At 59.5% G+C, this 24,151-nt stretch carries 19 protein-coding genes; 17 read left to right on the top strand and 2 right to left on the bottom strand.

The window, feature by feature from the left end:
- The first annotated feature begins 292 nt into the window (after positions 1–292).
- Positions 293–634: a Rieske (2Fe-2S) protein gene (locus JSY17_RS22490; RefSeq protein ID WP_200979305.1), complete on the top strand. Its 342-nt coding sequence runs from the start codon at positions 293–295 to the stop codon at positions 632–634.
- Here the strand turns inward: JSY17_RS22490 and sfsA are convergent.
- Both sfsA and JSY17_RS22480 read right to left on the bottom strand, forming a co-directional pair.
- Positions 627–1,340 carry a DNA/RNA nuclease SfsA gene (gene sfsA / locus JSY17_RS22485; protein ID WP_206403087.1) on the bottom strand — a complete coding sequence of 238 codons (714 nt, stop codon included), beginning with the start codon at positions 1,338–1,340 and terminating at the stop codon, positions 627–629. The two genes, JSY17_RS22490 and sfsA, sit on opposite strands and share 8 nt — an antisense overlap.
- Positions 1,340–2,512, bottom strand: a complete 1,173-nt coding sequence (locus JSY17_RS22480) for a pyridoxal phosphate-dependent aminotransferase (RefSeq protein ID WP_201016075.1) — start codon at positions 2,510–2,512, stop codon at positions 1,340–1,342. The genes sfsA and JSY17_RS22480 overlap by 1 nt, the downstream gene beginning before the upstream one ends.
- 340 nt (positions 2,513–2,852) lie before the next feature.
- Between JSY17_RS22480 and dksA the strand changes: the two genes are divergently transcribed.
- The 16 genes from dksA (at position 2,853) to JSY17_RS22400 (ending at position 24,138) form a co-directional block, all read left to right on the top strand.
- Positions 2,853–3,293: an RNA polymerase-binding protein DksA gene (dksA, locus tag JSY17_RS22475; protein ID WP_117166288.1), complete on the top strand. Its 441-nt coding sequence runs from the start codon at positions 2,853–2,855 to the stop codon at positions 3,291–3,293.
- A 162-nt stretch (positions 3,294–3,455) separates the two neighbouring features.
- Positions 3,456–4,343, top strand: coding sequence for a tRNA glutamyl-Q(34) synthetase GluQRS (gene gluQRS, locus JSY17_RS22470; protein ID WP_206403086.1), 888 nt, complete (start codon positions 3,456–3,458; stop codon positions 4,341–4,343).
- Between the two features lie 102 nt (positions 4,344–4,445).
- On the top strand, positions 4,446–4,622 hold the full coding sequence (locus JSY17_RS22465) for a hypothetical protein (RefSeq protein ID WP_002552060.1): 177 nt from the start codon (positions 4,446–4,448) through the stop codon (positions 4,620–4,622).
- Positions 4,606–7,560, top strand: coding sequence for a sensor histidine kinase (locus JSY17_RS22460; RefSeq protein ID WP_117184031.1), 2,955 nt, complete (start codon positions 4,606–4,608; stop codon positions 7,558–7,560). Before JSY17_RS22465 ends, JSY17_RS22460 begins: the two co-directional genes overlap by 17 nt.
- 22 nt (positions 7,561–7,582) lie before the next feature.
- Positions 7,583–9,010, top strand: a complete 1,428-nt coding sequence (locus JSY17_RS22455; RefSeq protein WP_206403085.1) for a sigma-54-dependent transcriptional regulator — start codon at positions 7,583–7,585, stop codon at positions 9,008–9,010.
- A gap of 690 nt (positions 9,011–9,700) precedes the next feature.
- On the top strand, positions 9,701–11,101 hold the full coding sequence (locus tag JSY17_RS22450) for a polynucleotide adenylyltransferase PcnB (RefSeq protein ID WP_206403084.1): 1,401 nt from the start codon (positions 9,701–9,703) through the stop codon (positions 11,099–11,101).
- A complete protein-coding gene (gene folK / locus JSY17_RS22445) occupies positions 11,094–11,597 on the top strand; it encodes a 2-amino-4-hydroxy-6-hydroxymethyldihydropteridine diphosphokinase (RefSeq protein WP_318293783.1) in 504 nt (167 codons plus the stop codon). The genes JSY17_RS22450 and folK overlap by 8 nt, the downstream gene beginning before the upstream one ends.
- A 223-nt stretch (positions 11,598–11,820) precedes the next feature.
- Positions 11,821–12,621 carry a 3-methyl-2-oxobutanoate hydroxymethyltransferase gene (gene panB, locus JSY17_RS22440; protein ID WP_117166293.1) on the top strand — a complete coding sequence of 267 codons (801 nt, stop codon included), beginning with the start codon at positions 11,821–11,823 and terminating at the stop codon, positions 12,619–12,621.
- On the top strand, positions 12,618–13,466 hold the full coding sequence (panC, locus tag JSY17_RS22435) for a pantoate--beta-alanine ligase (RefSeq protein WP_206403082.1): 849 nt from the start codon (positions 12,618–12,620) through the stop codon (positions 13,464–13,466). Before panB ends, panC begins: the two co-directional genes overlap by 4 nt.
- A 7-nt stretch (positions 13,467–13,473) precedes the next feature.
- Positions 13,474–13,854: an aspartate 1-decarboxylase gene (gene panD / locus JSY17_RS22430; protein ID WP_117185909.1), complete on the top strand. Its 381-nt coding sequence runs from the start codon at positions 13,474–13,476 to the stop codon at positions 13,852–13,854.
- A gap of 177 nt (positions 13,855–14,031) precedes the next feature.
- Complete coding sequence (gene pgi, locus JSY17_RS22425; protein ID WP_117166295.1) at positions 14,032–15,696, top strand: glucose-6-phosphate isomerase; 1,665 nt, start codon at positions 14,032–14,034, stop codon at positions 15,694–15,696.
- A gap of 110 nt (positions 15,697–15,806) precedes the next feature.
- On the top strand, positions 15,807–17,744 hold the full coding sequence (gene acs, locus JSY17_RS22420; protein ID WP_206403081.1) for an acetate--CoA ligase: 1,938 nt from the start codon (positions 15,807–15,809) through the stop codon (positions 17,742–17,744).
- Positions 17,745–17,793: 49 nt separating this feature from the next.
- Entirely contained in the window at positions 17,794–18,663 is an 870-nt protein-coding gene (locus tag JSY17_RS22415; RefSeq protein ID WP_206403079.1) for an oxygenase MpaB family protein, read from the top strand.
- A 113-nt stretch (positions 18,664–18,776) separates the two neighbouring features.
- Positions 18,777–19,955, top strand: a complete 1,179-nt coding sequence (locus tag JSY17_RS22410) for an acetyl-CoA C-acetyltransferase (RefSeq protein ID WP_117185912.1) — start codon at positions 18,777–18,779, stop codon at positions 19,953–19,955.
- A gap of 103 nt (positions 19,956–20,058) precedes the next feature.
- Complete coding sequence (locus tag JSY17_RS22405) at positions 20,059–21,075, top strand: class I SAM-dependent rRNA methyltransferase (protein ID WP_206403078.1); 1,017 nt, start codon at positions 20,059–20,061, stop codon at positions 21,073–21,075.
- Positions 21,076–21,186: 111 nt separating this feature from the next.
- Entirely contained in the window at positions 21,187–24,138 is a 2,952-nt protein-coding gene (locus JSY17_RS22400; protein WP_206403077.1) for a DUF748 domain-containing protein, read from the top strand.
- Positions 24,139–24,151 lie beyond the last annotated feature (13 nt).

Raw genomic sequence — 24,151 nt, 5'->3', positions numbered from 1 at the left:
ACTACCCGAAAATACCCTTTCATGTGCTTGCCTTCTCGGCGAGCCATGATCAATCGGGATCTTCTGGCGGTTATCCAGAAGGTCGATGCCGGGCAGAACGCCTCAACGCGACGAGCGATCCTCGCGAGGCATTCGCAAAAAAAGGAGAAATGATCCGCAAACGTGCAAAATCGGCAGATCAGGATTGCATCAAGAAGCAATGCATCATTTCTCTCTTGCAGTCATCAACTCGATAATCGGAGCTATTTGACAAAGTGTTTTCATTTAAAGCTCAAGCGGGCAGGTATGCTTCATGAAACACCTATGCACCACAGCCGACCTCCCCGAAGCCGAGAGCCGCGGGTTTGAACGTGAGGGGCTCAAGCTGCTGGCAGTGCGTCGTCAGGGTCAGGTGTTCGTCTACCGCAATCGCTGCCCCCATCGCGGCATTGCACTGGAGTGGGAGCCGGACCGGTTTCTGGATGACAGCGCCAGCCTGATCCAGTGCGCCAGCCATGGCGCACTGTTTCTGGTCGAGAATGGCGAATGTGTTGCGGGACCTTGCGAAGGCCAGTCGCTGACGGCCATCCCCTGCCGGGAAGACGCTGAAGGCATCTGGGTCCAGTTGCCTGACGAGAACGAGTCGTTCAGATAAGACCCTGAACCTGCAGACGTCTGTCGATACGAATCTCTTCAGGCGTCAGTTGCACGCCATAGGCCAGCACCTCGACACCCGCCGTCACCGCCTCACGCAAAGCCGCAGCATAGGCAGGGTCGATTTCCTCTGCCGGCCGCACTGCATCAATCCCGGTGATATTCACGCAATACAGCAGGACGGCACGCACGCCCTCGCGAGCCAGTGCTGCCAGTTCTCGCAAATGGCGGGCACCGCGCAGGGTGACGGCATCGGGAAAGGCCGCAACGTTCGACTCATCGAACCCCAGGGTGACGCTTTTGACCTCCACGTAGACATAGCCTTCGGGGTACTCAAGGCGAAAATCCACCCGGCTCTTTTCCTGTCCGTAAGCCACTTCGCGCTTGAGCGCCGTAAAACCGTTGAGTTCGCTGATAACACCGGCACGCAGTGCTTCCTCGACCAAAGTATTGGCACGTCCGGTATTGATGCAGGCAAAGCGTCCCTGAGGCGTTTCGCTGATTTCCCAGGTCCCCGGTAATTTGCGCTTGGGATCATTGGAGCGGCTGAACCAGACTCGTCCTCCCGGCAGCATGCAATTGAGCATCGAACCGGTATTGGGACAGTGGATGGTCAGCCGCTCGCCGCTATCGGTTTCAATGTCGGCCAGGAAGCGTTTGTAGCGAAGCAGCAGACGACCTTGCTCGAGTTCAGGAGAAAAACGCATCAGCCTTTCCAGCTCCGCAAGCCACGGGCAATTCGCTCGACCGCTTCTTCGAGCCTTGGCAGGCTTTGAGTGTAAGCAAAGCGCACATGATGCCCCGCCTGATAGCGCCCGAAATCCAGACCCGGCGTAAACGCAATGTGCTCGGTTTCCAGGAAGTGACGACAGAACTCAAAGGCATCGCCGCCAAAGGCGCTGATATCGGCATACAGATAGAAAGCCCCTTCAGGCTCCACCGCAATACCAAAACCCAGCTCGCGCAGGGCTGGCAAAAGGAAGTCGCGGCGGCGTCCGAACTCGGCGCGACGCTGCTCGAAAATCTCGATGGTTTGCGGCTCGAAGCAGGCCAGCGCGGCATATTGAGCCATGCTCGGAGCGCTGATATAGAGGTTCTGCGCCAGCTTCTCCAGATCGGCAACCGCCTCGGGAGGTGCCACCAGCCAGCCCAGACGCCAGCCCGTCATTCCGAAATACTTTGAAAAACTATTAAGGACAAACGCATCGTTATCGACCTCCAGCACGCTGCTCGCGTCGACGCCATACGTCAGACCATGATAGATCTCGTCCACCACCAGATGGCCGTTACGCGCCTTGAGCGTGCTGGACAACGCCGCCAGCTCATCCACATGCAGAAGCGTGCCTGTGGGGTTGGCGGGAGAAGCGACCAGGGCACCGACGCTGTCCTGATTCCAGTGCTGTGCCACCGACTCGGGTGTCAGTTGATAACGCTCCTGCGGCCCGACCGGCACCAGTTGTGCAGCGCCTTCGACCAGGCGCAGAAAGTGCCGGTTGCACGGGTAACCCGGATCGGCCAGCAGCCAGTGCTTGCCGGGGTCCACCAGAAGACTGCTGGCCAGCAGCAGCGCACCGGAGCCGCCGGGCGTGACGAGAATTCGTTCCGGGTCGATATCCAGCCGATAACGCTGCGCATAGAAACCGGCAATGGCCTGACGCAACTCCGGCAGGCCACGGGCTGCGGTGTAACGGGTCTTGCCGGCTGCCAGTGCCGCCTGACCGGCGGCAACGATGGGCGCTGCCGTGGTGAAATCGGGCTCGCCGATTTCCAGATGAATGACATCGTGACCCGCCGCCTGCAACTCATTGGCCCGCGCCAACAGCGCCATGACATGAAAAGGTTCGATGGCGCGACTACGCTCACTGTAAGGCTGGGCCATTTTTCTTCCTTAAATGAAACACGGATCAGAAACATAACGGTCATGAACAATCGGCTGGATTCTAACCAACCGTTTGCAATGCACTACTTTAAATCATCAAACGTCAGGACTTGTTGAAAGAAAACAAAAAGACGGGGACAGCCGCTACACGCCTTGATGACAGCGAGTTTCCGTTACAGGCGTCCCGTTCGGTGAACAAGCGAGACGATGCTCGACAACCGGGAGTAGCGCACCACGATTTGATCTGGTAAGTTCGCCCGCTTGCAGTTGCAGGGCCGACAGGGGTCGGTGATGGAACAATCCTGCGCAATAGATTAGAAGAGTGAGAGGCGGTCCCTACATGCCCACCCCAGAAAAGCAACAGAATCATCTAATCAGTGGCTTTGAACCCTACGTGGAAAAAGCGGGTGAAGAGTACATGGGCGAGCCGATGCGCGCGCATTTCACCAAGATCCTGAACAAGTGGAAACAGGATCTGATGCAAGAGGTCGACCGCACGGTAGACCACATGAAGGACGAAGCTGCAAACTTTCCCGATCCAGCAGACCGGGCCAGCCAGGAAGAGGAATTCAGCCTGGAACTGCGTGCACGTGACCGTGAGCGCAAGCTGATCAAGAAGATCGACAAGACGCTGCAACTGATCCTGGACGAAGAATACGGCTGGTGTGAGTCCTGCGGTGTGGAAATCGGCCTTCGTCGCCTTGAAGCACGCCCGACTGCCGACCTTTGCATCGACTGCAAGACGCTGGCAGAAATCAAGGAAAAACAGGTCGGCAAGTGACCTGCAGACCGCCTTGAACAAAAAGACGCTTCGGCGTCTTTTTTGGTTTCAAGGCATTGAGGTTTTTCGCGAATGAACTGGCTCCTGCAGAGCACTGGGCAGGAGCCAATTCATTCGCGAGAAACAGTCAGACGAAAAAGCTCTTCTGGTTTGGATACAGCCATGAAAAACCCGGCCTATATCGGACGCTTTGCGCCAACCCCCAGCGGTTACCTGCACTTCGGCTCACTGGTCGCAGCGCTCGCCTCCTATCTCGACGCCCGCGCCGCAGGTGGCAAATGGCTGATGCGCATGGAAGATCTGGACCCGCCTCGGGAGGTTGCCGGGGCGCAGGCCGCGATTCTGGAAACCCTTGAGCGCTATGGTTTCGAATGGGACGGCGAAGTCGTGCGTCAAAGCCTGCGCCACGATGCCTATGCCGAAGTCCTGAATCGCTGGTTCAGTCATGGCCTGGCCTATGCCTGCACCTGCTCGCGCAAACAACTGGAAGGCTTTCAAGGTATCTATCCCGGATTCTGCCGCAATGCAGGTCATGCCACCGAAGACGCCGCGATCCGTATCCGCGTGCCGGAACTGGAATACCGCTTCATCGACCGGGTACAGGGAGCCTTTCAACAACACCTGGGGCGCGAGTCCGGGGATTTTGTCATTCAGCGGCGCGATGGGCTGTATGCCTATCAACTGGCGGTCGTGATCGACGATGCCTGGCAGGGCGTTACCGATATCGTGCGCGGTGCAGACCTGCTGGACTCGACACCTCGTCAGCTCTATCTCCAGGAACTGCTCGGGCTTCCTCAACCGCGCTATCTGCATGTACCGCTGATTACCCAGCCGGACGGCCACAAGCTCGGCAAATCCTATCGCTCGCCACCGTTGCCTGCCGATCAGGCGACGCCCTTGCTACTCAGGGCTCTGCGAGCCCTCGGCCAGCCCACGACACCCGAACTGTCGTACGCCAACGCACGGGAAGTGCTCGATTGGGGCATCGCGCACTGGGATGCAGCGGCCATACCACGCACGAGCACAATTGAAGAAGCCCGAATAGACTGAGCTAGAGCGGTCGCGTAAAACTCGTACATAAGTACACTTGCAGGTTGTACGGCATCCGTTACCATGCCGCACCTCATCACCCTCAGGAACGAAGGAGACCGTATGTATATTTACCGCCTGGTCTTGCTTCTGGTGGTAGGCATCTACCTCTTCTCCCCGGCCATCATGGACTGGTGGATCGATGCAACAGGTGCCTGGTATCGCCCTTATATGCTGTGGCTGATCCTGATCGTGGTGACCTTCATTCTTCAGAGCCAGCGAGATGCCGATGAGCTTTAGCCTGACGCAGATGCTGCTGGTCAGCGCCGGGTATCTGCTGTTCCTGTTCGGCGTTGCGTGGATCAGTGAACGTGGAGTCATTCCACGCTGGATCATTCGTCACCCACTGACCTATACCCTGTCGCTGGGCGTGTATGCCAGTGCCTGGGCCTTCTATGGCTCGGTCGGCCTGGCCTATCAGTATGGTTATGGCTTCCTGTCCAGTTATCTCGGGGTTTCCGGGGCTTTTCTGCTGGCGCCGGTACTGCTTTATCCCATTCTCAAGATCACCCGCACCTACCAGCTTTCATCCCTGGCCGACCTGTTTGCCTTCCGTTTCAGAAGTACCTGGGCGGGCGCGCTGACCACGGTTTTCATGCTCATTGGCGTGCTGCCGCTCTTGGCGTTGCAGATTCAGGCCGTGGCCGACTCCATCAGCATCCTGACCCGCGAACCGGTACAGGACCGGGTCGCCGTAGCCTTCTGCGCGCTGATCACACTCTTCACCATCTTCTTTGGCTCACGGCATATCGCGACCCGGGAAAAGCATGAAGGTCTGGTATTCGCCGTCGCGTTCGAATCGCTGATCAAACTGATCGCCCTGGGCGGCATCGGCCTGTATGCCCTGTATGGCGTATTCGACGGTCCACAGCATCTGGAACTCTGGCTGCTGCAGAACCAGACCGCTCTGGCCTCGCTGCATACGCCCTTGCAGGAAGGCCCATGGCGCACCTTGCTGCTGGTGTTTTTCGCCTCGGCCATCGTGATGCCGCACATGTATCACATGACCTTTACCGAAAACCTCAATCCGCGTGCGCTGGTCAGCGCCAGTTGGGGCCTGCCGCTGTTCCTGCTGCTGATCAGCCTCGCAGTGCCTCTTATTCTGTGGGCGGGCCTCAAGCTGGGCGCCACCACCAGCCCTGAATATTTCACCCTGGGGATCGGCATCGCCGCCAACAGCAAACCGCTGGCGCTGATGGCTTATGTGGGCGGGCTCGCAGCTTCCAGCGGGCTGATCATCGTCACCACTCTGGCGCTGTCGGGCATGGCCCTCAACCATCTGGTGCTGCCGCTCTATCAGCCACCGGCAGAGGGCAATATCTATCGCTGGCTGAAATGGACACGTCGCGGCCTGATCGTGGCAATCATCACAGCGGGCTACTGCTTCTACCTGATGCTCGGCGCACAGCAGGATCTGGCCAACCTGGGCATCGTTGCCTTCGTCGCAACCCTGCAATTCCTGCCCGGCGTACTGTCGGTGCTGTATTGGCCGACCGCCAACCGACGCGGCTTCATTGCCGGCCTGCTGGCCGGGACCGTGGTCTGGATCGTGGGCATGCTGTTACCGCTGATCGGCAACCTGCAGGGTTTCTATATTCCGCTGCTGAACATGATCTACGTGCTGGACGACACCAGTTGGCACATGGCGGCTATCGCGTCGCTGGCCGCCAACGTGCTGTTGTTCACCCTGATCTCGCTGTTCACCAATGCAAGCCCGGAGGAGGTCAGTGCCGCCGAGGCCTGTGCCGTCGACAATGTGCGTCGCCCGCAGCGCCGCGAACTCTATGCAGTGTCGCCCCAGGAATTTGCCACGCAACTGGCCAAGCCGCTGGGTGCCAAGGCTGCGCAGAAGGAAGTCGAACAGGCGCTGCGCGATCTGTATCTGCCGTTCGACGAGCGCCGCCCTTATGCCCTGCGCCGCCTGCGTGACCGGATCGAAGCCAACCTGTCCGGCCTGATGGGCCCCAGCGTCGCCCAGGACATGGTGGAAACCTTCCTGCCCTACAAGTCCGGCAGCGAGAAATACGTCACCGAAGACATTCACTTCATCGAGAGCCGTCTCGAAGACTATCACTCGCGCCTGACCGGCCTTGCCGCCGAACTCGACGCCTTGCGCCGTTACCACCGCCAGACTCTTCAGGAGCTGCCCATGGGGGTATGCTCGCTGGCCAAGGATCAGGAAATCCTGATGTGGAACCGGGCCATGGAAGAACTGACCGGTATCGTCGCCCAGCGGGTAGTCGGCTCGCGCCTGGAAACCATCAGCGAACCCTGGAAAGGCCTGCTGACGGGTTTCATCAATGTGCCGGACGAGCACTTGCACAAACAGAAGCTCGCCCTGGACGGACAGACCCGTTGGCTCAACCTGCACAAGGCCGCCATCGATGAACCGCTGGCCCCCGGCAGCAGCGGTCTGGTGGTGCTGGTCGAAGACCTGACCGAAACCCAGATGCTGGAAGACAAGCTGGTCCATTCGGAACGGCTGGCCAGTATCGGTCGTCTGGCGGCCGGTGTGGCTCATGAAATCGGCAACCCCATCACCGGTATCGCCTGCCTTGCACAGAACCTGCGCGAAGAGCGCGAGGAAGATGGCGAGATCAGGGAGATCAGCAGCCAGATCCTCGAACAGACCAAACGCGTCTCGCGCATCGTGCAATCCTTGATGAGCTTCGCCCACGCCGGCGCTCACCAGCATAACGACGAAGCCGTCTGTCTGGCCGAAGTCGCTCAGGATGCCATTGGTCTGCTGGCGCTCAACCGTCGCAACTTCGAAGTGCATTTCTATAATCTGTGCAATCCGCAGCACAAGGTCGATGGCGATCCTCAGCGGCTGGCGCAGGTCTTGATCAATCTGCTCTCCAACGCCCGTGATGCCTCGCCGTCCGGCAGCGCGGTGAGGGTCAAGAGCGAAGCATCCGAACATACTGTGGATCTGATCGTCGAAGACGAAGGCAGTGGAATTTCGAAGGCAATCATGGACCGATTGTTTGAACCATTCTTCACGACCAAGGAGCCGGGAGAAGGAACCGGGCTAGGTCTCGCGCTGGTCTATTCCATCGTTGAAGAGCATTATGGACAAATCACCATCGACAGCCCGGCTGACCCCGAGCAGCAGCGAGGAACCCGTATCAGGATAACCTTGCCGCGCCATGTCGAAGCGACGTCCGCCGTGAACTGAGACCGTCGAGAGAACTGAATCGATGCCGCATATTTTGATCGTCGAAGACGAAACCATTATCCGCTCTGCCCTGCGCCGACTGCTTGAGCGTAACCAGTACGAAGTCAGCGAGGCAGGTTCGGTACCCGAGGCTCAGGAGCGTTTCAACATCCCCTCGTTCGACCTGATCGTCAGCGACCTGCGACTGCCTGGCGCTCCTGGCACCGAACTGATCAAGCTCGGCGAAGGCAAGCCCGTACTGATCATGACCAGCTATGCCAGCCTGCGCTCGGCCGTCGACTCCATGAAAATGGGCGCGGTGGATTACATCGCCAAGCCCTTTGACCACGACGAGATGTTACAGGCCGTTGCGCGCATCCTGCGTGATCGCCAGACCAGTACAAGCCAGCAGGCCGAACGCAGCGCCCCCGCCAAAGCCAACACCGCCGACAAGGGCGCTGCGCAGAACGGCGAGATCGGCATCATCGGCTCCTGTCCGCCGATGCTCGATCTGTACAGCAAGATCCGCAAGGTCGCGCCCACAGACTCCAACGTTCTGGTCCAGGGCGAGTCCGGGACCGGCAAGGAACTGGTCGCCCGTGCCCTGCACAATCTTTCGCGTCGCGCCAAGGCACCGATGATTTCCGTGAACTGCGCAGCGATTCCCGAATCCCTGATCGAATCCGAGCTCTTCGGCCATGAAAAAGGTGCCTTTACCGGCGCCAGCGCAGGTCGCGCAGGGCTGGTGGAAGCAGCCGATGGCGGCACCCTGTTTCTCGACGAGATCGGCGAACTGCCTCTGGAAGCACAGGCCCGGCTCCTGCGAGTCCTGCAGGAAGGCGAGATTCGTCGTGTCGGCTCCGTGCAGTCACAGAAAGTCGATGTACGCCTGATCGCCGCGACCCACCGGGATCTCAAGACCCTGGCCAAGAACGGAGAGTTTCGCGAAGACCTTTATTACCGCCTGCACGTGATCGCCCTGAAACTGCCGGCATTGCGCGAGCGCGGTAACGATGTACTCGAAATCGCTCGCGCCTTTCTGACGCGCCAAAGCGCCAGGGCCGGCCGCAACGACCTGAAGTTTGCTCCAGACGCCGAACAGGCCATCCGTCACTACAGCTGGCCGGGTAACGTGCGGGAACTGGAAAACGCCGTGGAACGCTCGGTGATTCTGTGCGAAAGCCCGGAAATCTCTGCCGACCTGCTGGGTATCGACATCGAACTGGACGGGCTGAATGACGACGAGTACATGGGCCTGGCTCCCCTGCCCGTTTCGACGAACTCGACCAACAGCGAACCCAGCGAAGACCTGTCTCTGGAAGACTACTTCCAGCATTTCGTCCTGGAGCATCAGGATCACATGACCGAGACCGAACTGGCGCGCAAGCTGGGCGTCAGCCGCAAGTGCCTGTGGGAACGCCGCCAGCGCCTGGGCATTCCACGCCGCAAAGGGGTCGCCAACGAAACCTGAGAAGGCTCTGCGTCGGGGTGCGCAGGTCAGTTAACAAAACTGTTACCTTCGAACATCAGCCGTAACAAAAGCCGGGTCTTACGGTAACGAAGCCCGGCTTTTTTGTGCCCGACCAAAAAGCCGGATGCCCGAAAAGCCCCGGTTTTACTGGGTTCTGAAAAGTTGGCACACCTTCTGCTATATGCTTAGTACAAGAAGAACAACAAGCAGTACGACACCCATAATAAAAATAAGACGAATCGACTCACGCATAACAAGAACAAGACGGCGGAGGCGCAGCTAACTGATTCTTTTGGAGAGGAGTTGTATTTGGGGCTTGCCCCGCAACCAGGCCGAGAATAATAAAAACTACCCTTAGGTAGCGCCTGAACTGGTTGGATCGAATGATCATTGCAACGCAGCGACCAAAGCAATCCGTTTGCTCTTGACTCCCGATTGGGAGATTTCACAGGCGAAACCCTGTGAATGGGCACTCAACAAAAACAAGAAGCCCGACAAGACAATAAAAATAAAGAGCACGCACTTTGGGGGAGCTTCGGCTCCCCCAGTAGCTTCCAGAGCTTTTACACCCCTTCCTTTCATGCCCGATGCGCAGCGTCCTACACCATCCCCCGACTAAATGCTAGAATCCCCGCCCATCGTGCGGCCATTCTTCATTTTGGCCGAATATTCCTTCAAACAGTGCATCCCATGCTGAAGAAGCTGTTCCAGTCATTCCGTTCCCCACTGCGTAAACCGCAGCAACACACGCGCACCACGCCTGAAGTGCTCAACAGCAGCCAGCATTCGCTGCAGCGCAGCCAGTTCAGCCGTCATGCGGTCAATATCGTCGAGCGCCTGCAAAATGCTGGCTACCAGGCCTATCTGGTCGGCGGTTGTGTACGCGACCTGCTGCTCAATATCGAGCCCAAGGATTTCGACGTAGCAACCAGCGCCACACCTGAACAGGTGCGTGCCGAATTCCGTAACGCCCGGATCATTGGCCGCCGCTTCAAGCTGGTTCATATCCACTTTGGCCGGGAAATCATCGAGGTCGCGACCTTCCGCGCCAATCATCCTCAGGACGAGGAAGAAGAGGACAGCAACCAGTCCTCGCGCAATGAAAACGGCCGCATTCTGCGTGACAACGTCTATGGCACGCTGGAAGAAGATGCCCAGCGCCGGGACTTCACCATCAACGCGCTGTATTACGATCCGGTCAGCGAGCGGATTCTCGATTACGCCAATGGCGTACATGACATTCGCAACCGCCTGATCCGTCTGATTGGCGACCCCGAGCAGCGCTACAAGGAAGACCCGGTGCGCATGCTGCGTGCCGTGCGTTTCGCAGCCAAGCTGGATTTCGGTATCGAGAAGCACAGTACCCTGCCGATTCGCCCGCTGGCTCCGATGCTGCGCGATATTCCGTCGGCCCGCCTGTTTGAAGAAACACTCAAGCTGTTCCTGTCAGGCCACGCCGAACTCACCTTCGAAATGCTGGTGGATCTGGAACTGTTCGAACCACTGTTCCCGGCCAGCTCCAAGGCTCTGGAATACAACCCGACCTATACCCACACCCTGATCAGCCAGGCCTTGATCAATACCGACCTGCGTATCAAGCAGAACAAGCCGGTAACACCGGCGTTCCTGTTCGCGGCCCTGCTCTGGCCAGCCTTGCCTGCCAAGGTACTGCGTCTGCAGGAGCGCGGCATGCCGCCGATTGCGGCCATGCAGGAAGCCGCTCACGAACTGATCATCGAACAATGCCAGCGCATCGCGATCCCCAAGCGTTTCACCATGCCGATCCGCGAGATCTGGGACATGCAGGAGCGTCTGCCGCGCCGTTCCGGCAAGCGCGCCGACCTGCTGCTCGACAACCCGCGCTTCCGTGCCGGTTACGACTTCCTGCTGCTGCGTGAAACCGCTGGCGAGCAGACCGACGGTCTGGGCGAGTGGTGGACCGATTACCAGGACAGTAACGACAGCCAGCGCCGCGACATGATTCGCGATTTGAGCAACAAGCCCGAAGCCACGGGTACTGGCCCTCGCAAGCGTCGTCGCAGCAGCGGCGCCAAGCGCAAGCGAGATGCCGAGGCGGCTGGCGGTGAGTGAGGTGTCGGGCCGCGAACGCGTCTACATAGGCCTGGGCAGCAACCTTGCCGACCCGGCAGAGCAGTTGCGTCATGCTCTGGATGCGTTGGCGCAACTGCCGCAGAGCCAGCTGTCAGGTGTTTCATCCTTTTATGTCAGCGACTCCCTGCTGCCCGGCCAGCCCCGCTATACCAATGCTGTTGCAGCGCTGGACACTGCGCTGGCTCCGCTGGAACTGCTCGATGCCTTGCAAGGCATCGAACAGGATCAGGGCCGCGAGCGTCATGAACGCTGGGGCCCGCGCACTCTGGACCTGGATATTCTGTTGTTCGGCGAGCGCCTGATCGACGAGCCACGCCTGAAAGTGCCGCACTACCATATGCAGGCGCGCCCTTTCGTCCTCTACCCTCTGGCAGAGCTCGCTCCTCGCCTGGATCTGGCAGACGGGCGCACGCTGGAGCAGTTACTGGCCGCTTGCCCATTCGAAGGTCTGGAGCGTTTGTCCGCTCAGGCGTAACCCTGACGTGTCACCCGTTACTACGCATCTGTAACCGATGATGAAAACGGGTAACACCTGCAATTGACTTCATGCCCCCTCCTCACGAAGATAGGCCTCCCGCCGCCAACCCGTTGGTGAATGGGCGCGAAACAGGCCTTTGCGAAACACCGCGATACGACGGTGTGCCTGCTTTTCCAAGATGAATCGCCGCAGTGTGCACAGCGCCTGATGGAGACTTTAGATGCCTGATATAACTGTTACGTCGCTGCTGGCCCTCAAGCACAAAGGTGAGAAGATCACCATGCTGACCTGCTACGACGCGACTTTCGCTCATACCGCCAGTCAGGCGGGTGTCGAAGTGTTGCTGGTCGGTGACTCGCTGGGCATGGTTCTTCAAGGCCATGACAGCACCTTGCCAGTGACGACCGCCGAGATGGCCTATCACGTTGCCTGCGTCAAACGCGGCAATCAGGGCGCGCTGATTCTGGCCGACCTGCCTTTCATGGCCAACGCCACTCTCGAACAGACCTTCACCAACAGCACCACGCTGATGCAGGCGGGTGCGCACATGGTCAAGGTCGAAGGTGCCGCCTGGCTGGCCGAGTCGATACGACTGCTCGCCGACCGCGGCATTCCAGTCTGCGCCCATATGGGCCTGACGCCACAATCGGTGAACGTGCTGGGTGGCTACAAGGTTCAGGGCCGTCTGGAAGCACAGGCCCGCCAGATGCGTGCCGACGCCATTACTCTGGAACAGGCCGGCGCCGCCATGATCCTGCTGGAATGTGTCCCGAGCGAGCTGGCCGAGGAAATCACCCAGGCGGTGAAAGTCCCGGTCATCGGTATCGGTGCCGGCAGCGCCACCGACGGTCAGGTGCTGGTGCTGCATGACATGCTCGGCCTCTCCATCAGCGGGCGCGTACCCAAGTTCGTCAAGAACTTCATGGTCGGCCAGCCTGATATTCAGTCGGCCATCCAGGCCTACGTCAGCGCAGTCAAAAACGTCAGCTTCCCGGCAACTGAACACGGATTCTCGGCATGAACACAGTAAAAACCGTACTGGACCTGCGCGCCGCCGTCGCTCGCGCCCGTAGCGAAGGTAAACGGATTGCCCTGACGCCCACGATGGGCAACCTGCACAGCGGCCATGCCGCACTGGTTACCCGGGCGAGCCAGCGGGCGGACTTCGTGGTCGCCACCATTTTCGTCAACCCGCTGCAGTTCGGCCCCAACGAAGACCTGGCGAGCTACCCGCGTACCCTGGATGCCGACAAGGAAAAACTGCTCGAAGCCGGTTGCAACCTGCTATTCACGCCCAGCGTGGAAGAAATGTACCCACACGGCATGGCCGACCAGACACTGGTCAGCGTTCCACACCTGTCCGAAGGGCTGTGCGGTGCCAGCCGTCCCGGCCATTTCGATGGCGTTGCCACCGTGGTCAGCAAGCTGTTCAACATGGTGCAGCCCGATCTGGCCGTGTTTGGCGAAAAAGACTTTCAGCAACTGGCAGTGATCCGGGCACTGGTCCGGGATCTGAACATGCCGATCCAGATCATTGGCGAACCGACCGTTCGCGCCGCCGATGGCCTGGCCCTGTCGTCGCGCAATGGCTACCTGAGCACAGAAGAGCGCGCCAAGGCACCTGTTCTGTATCGTGTGCTCAGTACCGTGGCCGATGGCATTCGCTGCAACGAAGCGATCAACAGCCTGATCGACATCGGCAAGAGAACCCTGGAAGCCGAAGGATTCCGTATCGACTATCTGGAAGTGCGCGAAGCCACCAGCCTGCGACCTGCGACCGAAGAAGACCGTGATCTGGTCATTCTGGTTGCCGCCTTTCTGGGCAAGACCCGCCTGATCGACAATCTGCACCTGACCAAGGAATAACAACAAGATGCACACCGTGATGCTCAAAGCCAAACTGCACCGTGCAGAAGTCACTCACGCCGTGCTCGACTACGAAGGCTCATGCGCCATCGATGGCGAGTGGCTGGACCTGTCCGGCATCCGCGAGTACGAGCAGATCCAGATCTACAACATCGATAACGGCGAGCGCTTCACCACCTACGCCATCCGGGGTGAAGAAGGCTCGCGCATGATTTCGGTCAACGGCGCTGCGGCTCACAAAGCGAAAGTCGGCGACCGTGTGATCATCTGCGCCTATGCTCAGTACTCCGACGCCGAGCTGGTCGATTTCAAGCCACGCATGCTTTATATGGCATCGGGCAATGAACTTAGCCATACCAGTAATGCCATACCGGTACAGGTTGCCTAGGTAATCCCATACAGGGCACAGCACTCAGCCTGTGTGAAATAGTACCGGCCTCATGTAAGACAGAGCGCAGACAAACAGGCATGCGGGGGGTAGTCTCCGTTGAGTTGCCGAGCATTCAAGTTTGCGATCTGGCTTTTCAACCTCCAAGGCAGTTCAAGTTAAAGGAAACCCGCAGCGATGGCGTACTACCGCAATCCTTCTGATGTGACCGCCCTGCCCGCCTGGCAGGCGCTGAGTCAACACCGCCAAGCCATGCAGGATTTCAGCATGCGCGATGCGTTCAATGCAGACCCGCAACGCTTCAGCCAATTCACCCTCAGCAGTTGCGGCCTGTTTCTCGACTACTCGAAGAACCTGATTACCGGCGAAACCCAGGACCTGCTGGTCAACCTGGCCAATGAAGTCGGTCTCAAGGAAGCGATCAAGGCACAATACGACGGCGAACTGGTCAACTCTTCCGAAGGCCGTCCGGCACTGCACACCGCACTGCGCCGCCCGGTTGGCGACAAGCTGCTGGTCAACGGCGTCAACGTGATGCCAGAAGTTCACAAGGTTCTTAACCAGATCACCGAGCTGGTCGGTCGTATTCACGACGGTCTGTGGCGCGGCTACACCGAGAAGCCCATCACCGACGTGGTGAACATCGGCATCGGTGGTTCGTTCCTGGGCCCGGAGCTGGTTTCCGAAGCGCTGCTGTCGTACACCCACAAAGGCGTGCGCTGCCATTACCTGGCGAATATCGACGGCAGTGAATTCCATGAACTGTCGATGAAGATCCGCGCCGAAACCACGCTGTTCATCGTTTCGTCGAAATCCTTCAACACCCTGGAAACCCTGAAGAACGCCCAGGCTGCACGCTCGTGGTATCTGGCTCAGGGTGGCTCCGAGGCAGAGCTGTATCGCCACTTCATTGCCGTGTCGAGCAACAATGCTGCTGCCGTGGCTTTCGGTATTCGCGAAGAGAACATCTTCCCGATGTGGGACTGGGTCGGCGGGCGTTACTCGCTGTGGTCGGCCATCGGCCTGCCTATCGCACTGGCCATCGGCATGTCCAACTTCAAGGAACTGCTGTCCGGTGCCTACACCATGGACCAGCACTTCCAGAGCGCTCCCTTCGAGAAGAACATGCCGGTGCTGCTGGGCCTGCTGGGCGTGTGGTATGGCAACTTCTGGGGCTCTCAGAGCCACGCGATCCTGCCTTACGACCACTACCTGCGTAACATCACCAAGCACTTGCAGCAACTGGACATGGAATCCAACGGCAAGAGCGTACGCCAGGACGGCACACCGGTTTCCACCGATACCGGCCCGGTCATCTGGGGCGGCGTAGGCTGCAACGGTCAGCATGCCTATCACCAGTTGCTGCATCAGGGCACCCAACTGATCCCGGCTGACTTCATTGTGCCGATCGTCAGCTTCAACCCGGTTGCCGACCATCATCAGTGGCTGTATGCCAACTGCCTGTCGCAGAGCCAGGCGCTGATGCTGGGCAAGACTCGCGCCGAAGCCGAAGCCGAGCTGCGTGAAAAAGGCATGCCGGAAGAACAGGTGCAGCAGATTGCACCGCACAAGGTCATTCCGGGCAACCGTCCGAGCAACACTCTGGTGGTGGAACGCATCAGCCCGCGCCGTCTGGGAGCACTGGTGGCGATGTACGAACACAAGGTTTTCGTACAGAGCGTGATCTGGGGCATCAACGCCTTCGATCAATGGGGTGTCGAGCTGGGCAAGGAGCTGGGCAAAGGTGTTTACCAGCGCCTGACAGGCGGTATCGAAGAGCCTGCCGAAGATGCTTCGACCCAAGGTCTGATCAACTACTTCCGCGGACGTCATCGCGGCTGATTGAAAGCCCCTCTTCGCGAATGAATTCGCTCCTACGGTGTAGGCGAATTCATTCGCGATCCCCCACCGGCTTCTATCCTTGTATCCACACAAGCACAAGGAAGCCGATCATGTTCGATATCCGCGCATTCCCCAAAGCCTATGCCACAAGCCTGGCCGCTCAACTGAGCCCGGCCGACTATAAGCGTCTTTATCGCCAGTCTGTGGATAACCCCGAGCAATTCTGGGCCGAACAGGCCACCGCCTTTCTCGACTGGTCAGCGCCCTGGGACGAGGTCCATAGTTCGGACTTCAGCACCGGACAGGCAAGCTGGTTCAAGGGTGGCAAACTCAATGTCAGTTACAACTGTATCGACCGCCATCTGCAAGAGCATGGCGACCGGATCGCGTTGATCTGGGAAGGCGACAACCCGACCGAATCGGCCGAAATAACCTACAGAAAGCTGCATCACAACGTTTCCCGGCTGGCCAACGTCCTGAAGATTCGCGGCGTTCGCAAAGGCGACCGGGTGTGTATCTACATGCCGATGATTCCCGAGGCCGCCTACGCCATGCTCGCCTGTAGTCGCATAGGTGCCGTGCATTCGGTGGTGTTTGGCGGCTTTTCTCCGGATGCCCTGCGCGACCGGATTCTGGACTCGGACTGCCACACGGTCATCACCGCCGATGAAGGCATCCGGGGCGGCAAATACATCCCGCTGAAACACAACGTCGACAAGGCCCTGCAAAGCTGCCCGAACGTGAGCACGGTGCTGGTAGTGGAGCGAACCCAGGGAGAAATCGACTGGGTCAAGGGCCGTGACCTCTGGTATCACGAAGCGCTTCATGGCATCAGCGATGACTGCCCGCCAGAGCCCATGGACGCCGAAGACCCGTTGTTCATTCTCTATACCTCCGGCAGCACCGGCAAACCCAAGGGCGTGCTGCATACCACCGGCGGCTATCTGCTGCAGGCAGCCATGACCTACAAGCATGTGTTCGATTATCGCGAGGGCGAGATTTTCTGGTGTACGGCGGACGTCGGCTGGGTCACCGGCCACAGCTATATCGTCTATGGCCCGCTTGCCAATGGCGCAACGACGCTGATGTTCGAGGGCGTGCCCAACTACCCGGATGCCTCACGCTTCTGGAAGGTGATCGACAAGCATCAGGTCAATATCTTCTACACCGCCCCCACCGCCCTGCGAGCCCTGATGCGTGAAGGCCCCGCGCCCCTGCAAGACACATCCCGGGAAAGCCTGCGGCTGCTGGGCAGTGTCGGTGAACCGATCAACCCTCAGGCCTGGGAATGGTATTTCCATCAGGTGGGCAAAGAGCGCTGCCCTATTGTCGACACCTGGTGGCAGACCGAAACCGGCGGCATCATGCTCACGCCGCTGATCGGTGCCAGCCAGTTCAAACCCGGCTGCGCGACACAACCGATGTTTGGCGTACAGCCCGTCCTGCTCGATGAACAAGGCCAGGAAATCCAGGGCCCCGGCAGCGGCCTGCTGGCAATCAAAGCCAGTTGGCCGGGACAGATCCGCAGTGTCTACGGCAACCCGCAGCGCATGATCGATACCTATTTCAAGCCCTGCGCCGGGTATTACTTCACCGGCGATGGAGCACGTCGCGACGAAGAAGGCGATTACTGGATCACCGGTCGCGTGGACGATGTGCTCAATGTGTCGGGCCACCGGATCGGTACGGCCGAAGTAGAAAGCGCTCTGGTGCTGCATGACAAGATCGCCGAAGCCGCAGTGGTAGGTTATCCCCACGATGTGAAAGGCATGGGCATCTATGCCTTTGTCACCCTCATCAACGGCATCGAACCCACCGATGACCTGAAAAGCGAGTTGCTGGCCCATGTCAGCAAGGAGATCGGCAAATTCGCACGGCCCGACCTGATCCAGTGGGCACCCGCCCTGCCCAAGACCCGATCGGGCAAGATCATGCGCCGTATCCTGCGCAAGATCGCCTGCAACGAACTCGATAACCTGGGCGATACCTCGACCCTGGCCGATCCGGGAGTTGTGGATAACCTGATCGACAAACGCTTGAATCGGTAAGGCAGGCGAGGCATGGTCTGTACCTTGCCGCAGCTGTCCCCGAGAGCACATGGAATTCATTCGTCGTCGTATCGAAACCCAGGTCATGAGCCTGACCGGACTGTCATTGGGCCAACTGGATCTGGAGAATCCCAAGGGCGACCCCGGCCTGTTCGGGCCACAGGCCATTTGCTGGCGCGTACATGGCGATTTCACCAGCATGCTGATCGGCGGCATCAGCGCCTTGATGCTTCAGGCGCTGCATCCACTGGCATTGGCCGGGGTCTGGGATCACTCCAGTTTCCGCGAGGACATGCTGGGCCGCTTGCGACGCACCGGTCAGTTCCTTTCCGGCACCACGTTCGGCGCAACCCGCGATGCGAACTGGCTGATCGAGAAGGTCCGCACCATTCATCTGCAGGTCACTGGCACTGCGCCAGACGGCCGGCCTTATGCCGCCAGCGATCCTGAGCTGCTGACCTGGGTGCATGTGGCGGAAGTCAGCAGCTTTCTTGCAGCGCATCTGCGCTATCTCGATCCCGACCTGTCACTGGCCGAGCAGGACGCCTACTACGCGGAAACCGCTCTCATTGCCGAACGCCTGGGTGCCCGTGATGTGCCACGCTCACGCCAGCAGATTGCCGATTACCTGGAGGGTATCCGCGGGCAACTGCTATGCGACGACCGCAGCCGCGAAGTGATGCGCCTGCTGCTCAACGAGCCCGCCCCCAACAGGCTGGTCAAACCTTTTGGCGCGCTGATGATGCAGGCCGGGATTGATCTGCTGCCACCCTGGGCCTGCGAAATGCTCGATGTCGAACAAGGTCTGTTGCGGCGCAGGATGATTCGCGCGGGGGTCCATTGCTGCGCCCCGATACTGCGCTGGGCCGTGCGCAACGGCTCCATTCATCGGGCACAGCGAAGAATGGCTCCAGGATAGGATGACCGCCGGGTTCCCGGTTGGAATCCGGCTTTGCATATGTGCCAACATGAGTCCATTGATCACGCCGAGCCTTCACCCGGCTCAGCCCAATAACAATGAGGATCAGCACCATGCAAGACGTCGTTATCGTTGCCGCCACCCGGACTGCCGTAGGCAGCTTCCAGGGCTCACTGGCCACAGTGCCCGCCGTGGAGCTGGGCGCAGCCGTTATCCGCCAACTGCTCAGCCAGACCGGTGTGGACGGCGGGCAGATCGATGAAGTCATCATGGGCCAGGTACTGACCGCAGGTGCTGGGCAAAACCCGGCGCGTCAGGCCGCAATCAAGGCCGGGCTGCCGTTTGCGGTCCCCGCCATGACCCTGAACAAGGTCTGCGGCTCGGGCCTCAAGGCGCTGCATCTGGCCACCCAGGCGATTCGCTGCGGCGATGCCGAGATCATCATTGCCGGTGGCCAGGAGAACATGAGCCTGGCCAACTATGTGATGCCCGGCGCACGCACCGGTCTGCGCATGGGCCACGCCTCTCTGGTGGATACCATGATCAGCGACGGCCTGTGGGACGCCTTCAACGACTATCACATGGGCATTACCGCAGAAAACCTCGTCGACAAGTACGACATCAGCCGTCAGGCACAGGACGAATTCGCTGCCACCTCCCAGCAGCGCGCCATTGCGGCCATCGAGGCCGGGCGTTTCGTGGATGAAATCACCCCGATCCTGATCCCTCAGCGCAAAGGCGACCCGCTGCGCTTCGATACCGATGAACAGCCACGTGCAGGGACGACTGCCGAATCCCTGGGCAAGCTCAAGGCCGCCTTCAAGAAAGACGGCACGGTCACTGCTGGCAATGCATCATCCATCAACGATGGCGCAGCGGCCGTCATGCTGATGAGCGCCGCCAAGGCCGAGCAACTGGGCTTGCCGGTACTGGCGCGTATCGCTGGCTATGCCAATGCGGGCGTAGACCCGGCCATCATGGGCATCGGCCCGGTCAGCGCGACACGTCGTTGCCTCGACAAGGCCGGCTGGTCACTGGAAGAACTGGACCTGATCGAAGCCAACGAGGCGTTTGCCGCTCAGTCGCTGTCGGTCGCCAAGGAGTTGGGCCTGAATCTGGAAAAGGTCAACGTCAACGGCGGTGCCATCGCGTTGGGTCATCCCATCGGCGCATCCGGCTGCCGCGTGCTGGTGACCCTGCTGCATGAAATGATCAAGCGCGACGCCAGAAAAGGCCTGGCCACCCTCTGCATCGGAGGCGGCCAGGGTGTAGCGCTGGCGCTGGCCCGCTGACCCACCGAGTCTGGCTGATCGTTCTCGCAGGAACGATCAGCCATCTATGCGGGTCTTGTAACTGATAAACTTCCGCGCCTAATTCCAGCCCAAGGCGCTCAGCATGTCTTCCCTGAACCAGGCGCTCAGCGTCGCCCTCGATAACCGTCAAAACCTGCTTGCCGAACTGCATCGGCAAGGCACGGACTGCTATCGGCTGTTTCACGGCAGCCAGGAGGGCGCCAGCGGCCTGACCATCGACCGCTATGGCCCGCAACTGCTGGTGCAGAGCTTTCATGACACGCTGGATCGGGACTCGCTGTTGGGGCTGCATGCGCTGGTCAATGCGCGGCTGGGCCTGGAAACCCTGCTGGTCTACAACGACCGCTCCCAGGGCAACTCCCGTATCGACCGCCAGGACCCGGTCTACAAGGCTCAAGAAGCTGCATTGCAAGACCTGATCGGGCATGAGTGGGGCCTGAACTACCGGGTGCGTGGCCGTCATACCGGGCAGGATCCGTTGCTGTTTCTCGACCTGCGCAACACTCGCGGCTGGGTCAAGGCCCACAGCAAGGGCAAGAGCGTGCTCAACCTGTTTTCCTACACCTGCGGCGTCGGCCTGAGCGCTGCTGCCGGTGGCGCCAGTGAAGTCTGCAACCTGGACTTCGCCGAGAGCAACCTGGCCGTAGGACGCGAGAACGGCGCACTCAACCCGCAACTGCCACCGATGCAGTTCATCCAGTCGGACTACTTCCCGGCAATCCGGCAACTGGCAGGCCTGCCCGTCAGCTCGCGACGCGGGCAGAAGCTCCCGGCCTACATCAAACTGCAGCAACGCCAATACGATTTGGTGCTGCTCGACCCGCCTGCCTGGGCCAAGAGCGCTTTCGGCACGGTGGATCTGCTGCGTGATTACCAAAGCCTGCTCAAACCGGCACTCTTGAGCACTGCCGAAGATGGCGTACTGATCTGCTGCAATAACCTGGCAAAAGTCGGCATGGACGACTGGCGTGAGCAGGTTCTGCGTTGCGCCAGCAAGGCTGGCCGACCGGTACGTGATTGCCAGGTCATGAAGCCTGCCGAAGACTTTCCTTCAAAGGACGATCGGCCTCCACTCAAGACGCTGATTCTGCAGTTCTGATATCGGCCCGTATTTAAAGGAAATTTCCTACAGCATTGGGCGGCTTGGCCTTTTGAACCCAATGGGCATGCCATACTCCAAGGAGCTCCGAAAGAGAGAGACAAAGCCCCGATGTCCAAAGGATTGAAGCGTACTCTTGGCACTTTGCTGGCTGTATTCGTGCTCTACAGCCTGCTGGGCTTTTTCATTCTGCCCGGTATTGCCCTGCGTATCGCCAACCAGCAGTTGAGCAACTACTCCACCGTACCGGCAAGGCTCGAACGCCTTGAGCTCAATCCCTACAGTCTGGAGCTGACACTCTGGGGCCTGAACATCGGCGTCCCCGGTAAAGAGCAGATTGCCTTCGAGAAGCTGTATGCCAACCTGCAGATCGACAGCCTCTGGAGCGGTGCCCTGCATCTGCAGAAGGTGGAACTGAGCAATCCCAGAACCGAGGTGCTGTTCGACAAGACAGGCACACTGAATCTGGCGCAATTGTTCAAGCTGCCAGCCAGTGAGCCGAGCACCAATGAACCTGCCGGCAAACCCTTTCCGCTGCGTATCGATGACCTCAAACTGGCTGACGGCTATGTCCACTTTCAGGACATGCGCCCCGGCGAGCCCATCGAATTCCTTTACGACAAACTGAACCTGGAGCTGAAGAACCTCAGCACGCTCCCGGAAGACAACGCCGACATGACCATGGTCGCCATCGGCCCCGACGGCGGTCAGATCGACTGGGTGGGACGCATCAGTCTGGTACCGATCACGTCCGAAGGCACCCTCAAGGTCACCGACAGCAAGATGAAGCTCTGGTGGCCTTATGTACGCGATGCCCTGCCACTGGCCCTGAAAGACGGCATCCTGAACTTCAGCACCCGTTACACCCTCGATCTGAGCAAGGAAACCGAACTCAAGCTCAGCAATGCTGCGGCCAGCATTTCACCGTTCGCGCTCGATGCGCCTGATGGACGCCCCTTGGTGCGCCTGCAACGCCTGGAGGTCAGCGAAACGTCGGTGGATCTGGCCAGACAGCTTGTCAGCGTCGGCAAGATCCGCAGCAACAAGCTGGAAACCTGGGCTGCCCGGGAGGCCGATGGCCAGCTGGACTGGCAGAAACTCTTTGCCAGCCAGCCGACAAGACCGGCACCGAAAAAACCGGAAATCGATGCCAAGGCCGCCGAGCCGGCTTCCGATGCCAGTGCCCAGACTGCCGCTCGCCCGGCGTCCCCAGCCAAACCCTGGCAAGTCCTGCTACAGGATGTGCAACTGCGCGACTATAAGGTCCACTTGGCTGATCGAGTGCCCAAAGAAGCCGTCACTCTGGATGTCGGCCCCCTGAATCTGGACCTGCAGAACTTCGACAGCCTGAACAAATCGCCCTTCACCCTCAAGCTCGACACCGGGCTGGGCAAACAGGGCAAGCTGACAGCCGCGGGTGACGTCAATCTCAGCCCGGTCAGTGCGCGTTTGAATGTCACGACACGGGATATCGACCTGCGTATCGCCCAGGCCTATATCAGCCCGTTCATTCGCCTGGAAATGCGCAGCGGGATGCTCGACAGCGACCTGGCCGTGGACCTGAAAAACACCGCACCTCTGGCTCTGGCCGTCACGGGCAAGGCTCAGGTCAACCAGTTGCATACCCTCGACACTCTCAAGCAACGCGACTTCATGAAGTGGCAGCGGCTGGAGGTTGAAGGCCTGAATTATCAGCATGGCGACAACCTGTCGATTACCCAGGTCAATCTGGAGCAGCCTTATGCCCGCTTCATGATCAATGACGACCGCACCACCAATATCGATGACCTGCTGATTCCGCAGCCTGCCGACAAACAGGCCGCATCGACCGCACCCAAGACCGCTGGCAATGAAAAACCGCTGGGCATTCATATCGGAGAAATCAACATCAAGGACGGCTCGGCCAACTTCGCCGACCTGACCCTGACGCCCAATTTCATTACCGCCGTGCAGCAGCTCAACGGTCGTATCGGCACCATCGACAACCGCCAGCCTGTACCGGCACCGGTAAATGTCGAGGGCAAGGTGGACCGTTATGCGCCGGTTACCATCAAGGGCAGCCTCAACCCGTTCAACCCGATGGCCAGCCTCGATATCGCCACCAGCTTCAGACGTGTCGAGCTGACCACGCTGACGCCCTACTCCGGCAAGTTCGCCGGGTTCCGGATTCGCAAAGGCCGACTCAATCTCGATCTGCATTACCTGATCACCCAGGGCAAGCTGAAGGCCCAGAACAAGGTACTCGTCGAGCAGTTGCAACTAGGTGAGAAAGTCGACAGTCCCGACGCTGTGGACTTGCCGATTCGTCTGGCAGTCGCTTTGCTCAAGGACACTCAGGGCAGAATTGCCATTGAACTGCCGGTCGAAGGGGATCTGAACAACCCGCAATTCAGCGTCATGCCGATTGTCTGGCAGACCTTGCGCAACCTCGTCCTGCGCGCAGCACAGGCACCTTTCAAGATGCTCGGCGGTCTGGTCAGCGGTGGCGGTTCGGAAGATCTGGGCAATGTCAGTTTCGCGCCCGGCTCCAGCGAGCTGAGCAATGAAGCCCGCAAGGCTCTCGATACGCTGGCCGCCGGCCTCAAGGAGCGTCCGGCCTTACGCCTGGAAATCGAAGGCACCAGCGCAGCCAGCAGCGATGGTCCACTGCTCGCCCAGCAGCGACTGGAACGCGAATACCAGTCCACCTACTACAAGATCATGCAGCGCCGTGGCGACAAGGTTCCGGCCAGAGCCGCTCTGCTGCAGGTCCCCGAGGACGAGAAAGGCCCGATGCTCGAAGGCATCTACCGCGCCCGTCTCAAGCAGCAGCCACCGGCTGAATGGACCGACCTTGGCAAGGAAGAGCGCCTGAACAGGATGCGTGCCGCCGTGCTCAAGTTCTGGAGCAGCAACGAAGTCCTGTTGCGTGAGCTGGGTCAGGATCGGGCTGGCAGTATCAAGGACTATCTGGTACAGAAAGGGCAACTGGAAGACGAACGTATCTACTTCGTCGATGCGCACCTGGGTCAGGCACAAGCGGATGGCCGGGTGATCAGCCCACTTCATCTGGATAGCGAGTAAACGACTTGAATAG

The sequence above is a fragment of the Pseudomonas capsici genome, from assembly GCF_017165765.1.
Classification (GTDB): domain Bacteria; phylum Pseudomonadota; class Gammaproteobacteria; order Pseudomonadales; family Pseudomonadaceae; genus Aquipseudomonas; species Aquipseudomonas capsici.
Note: the sequence above shows the minus strand (reverse complement) of the source record. Positions and strands in the feature narration are given on the sequence as shown.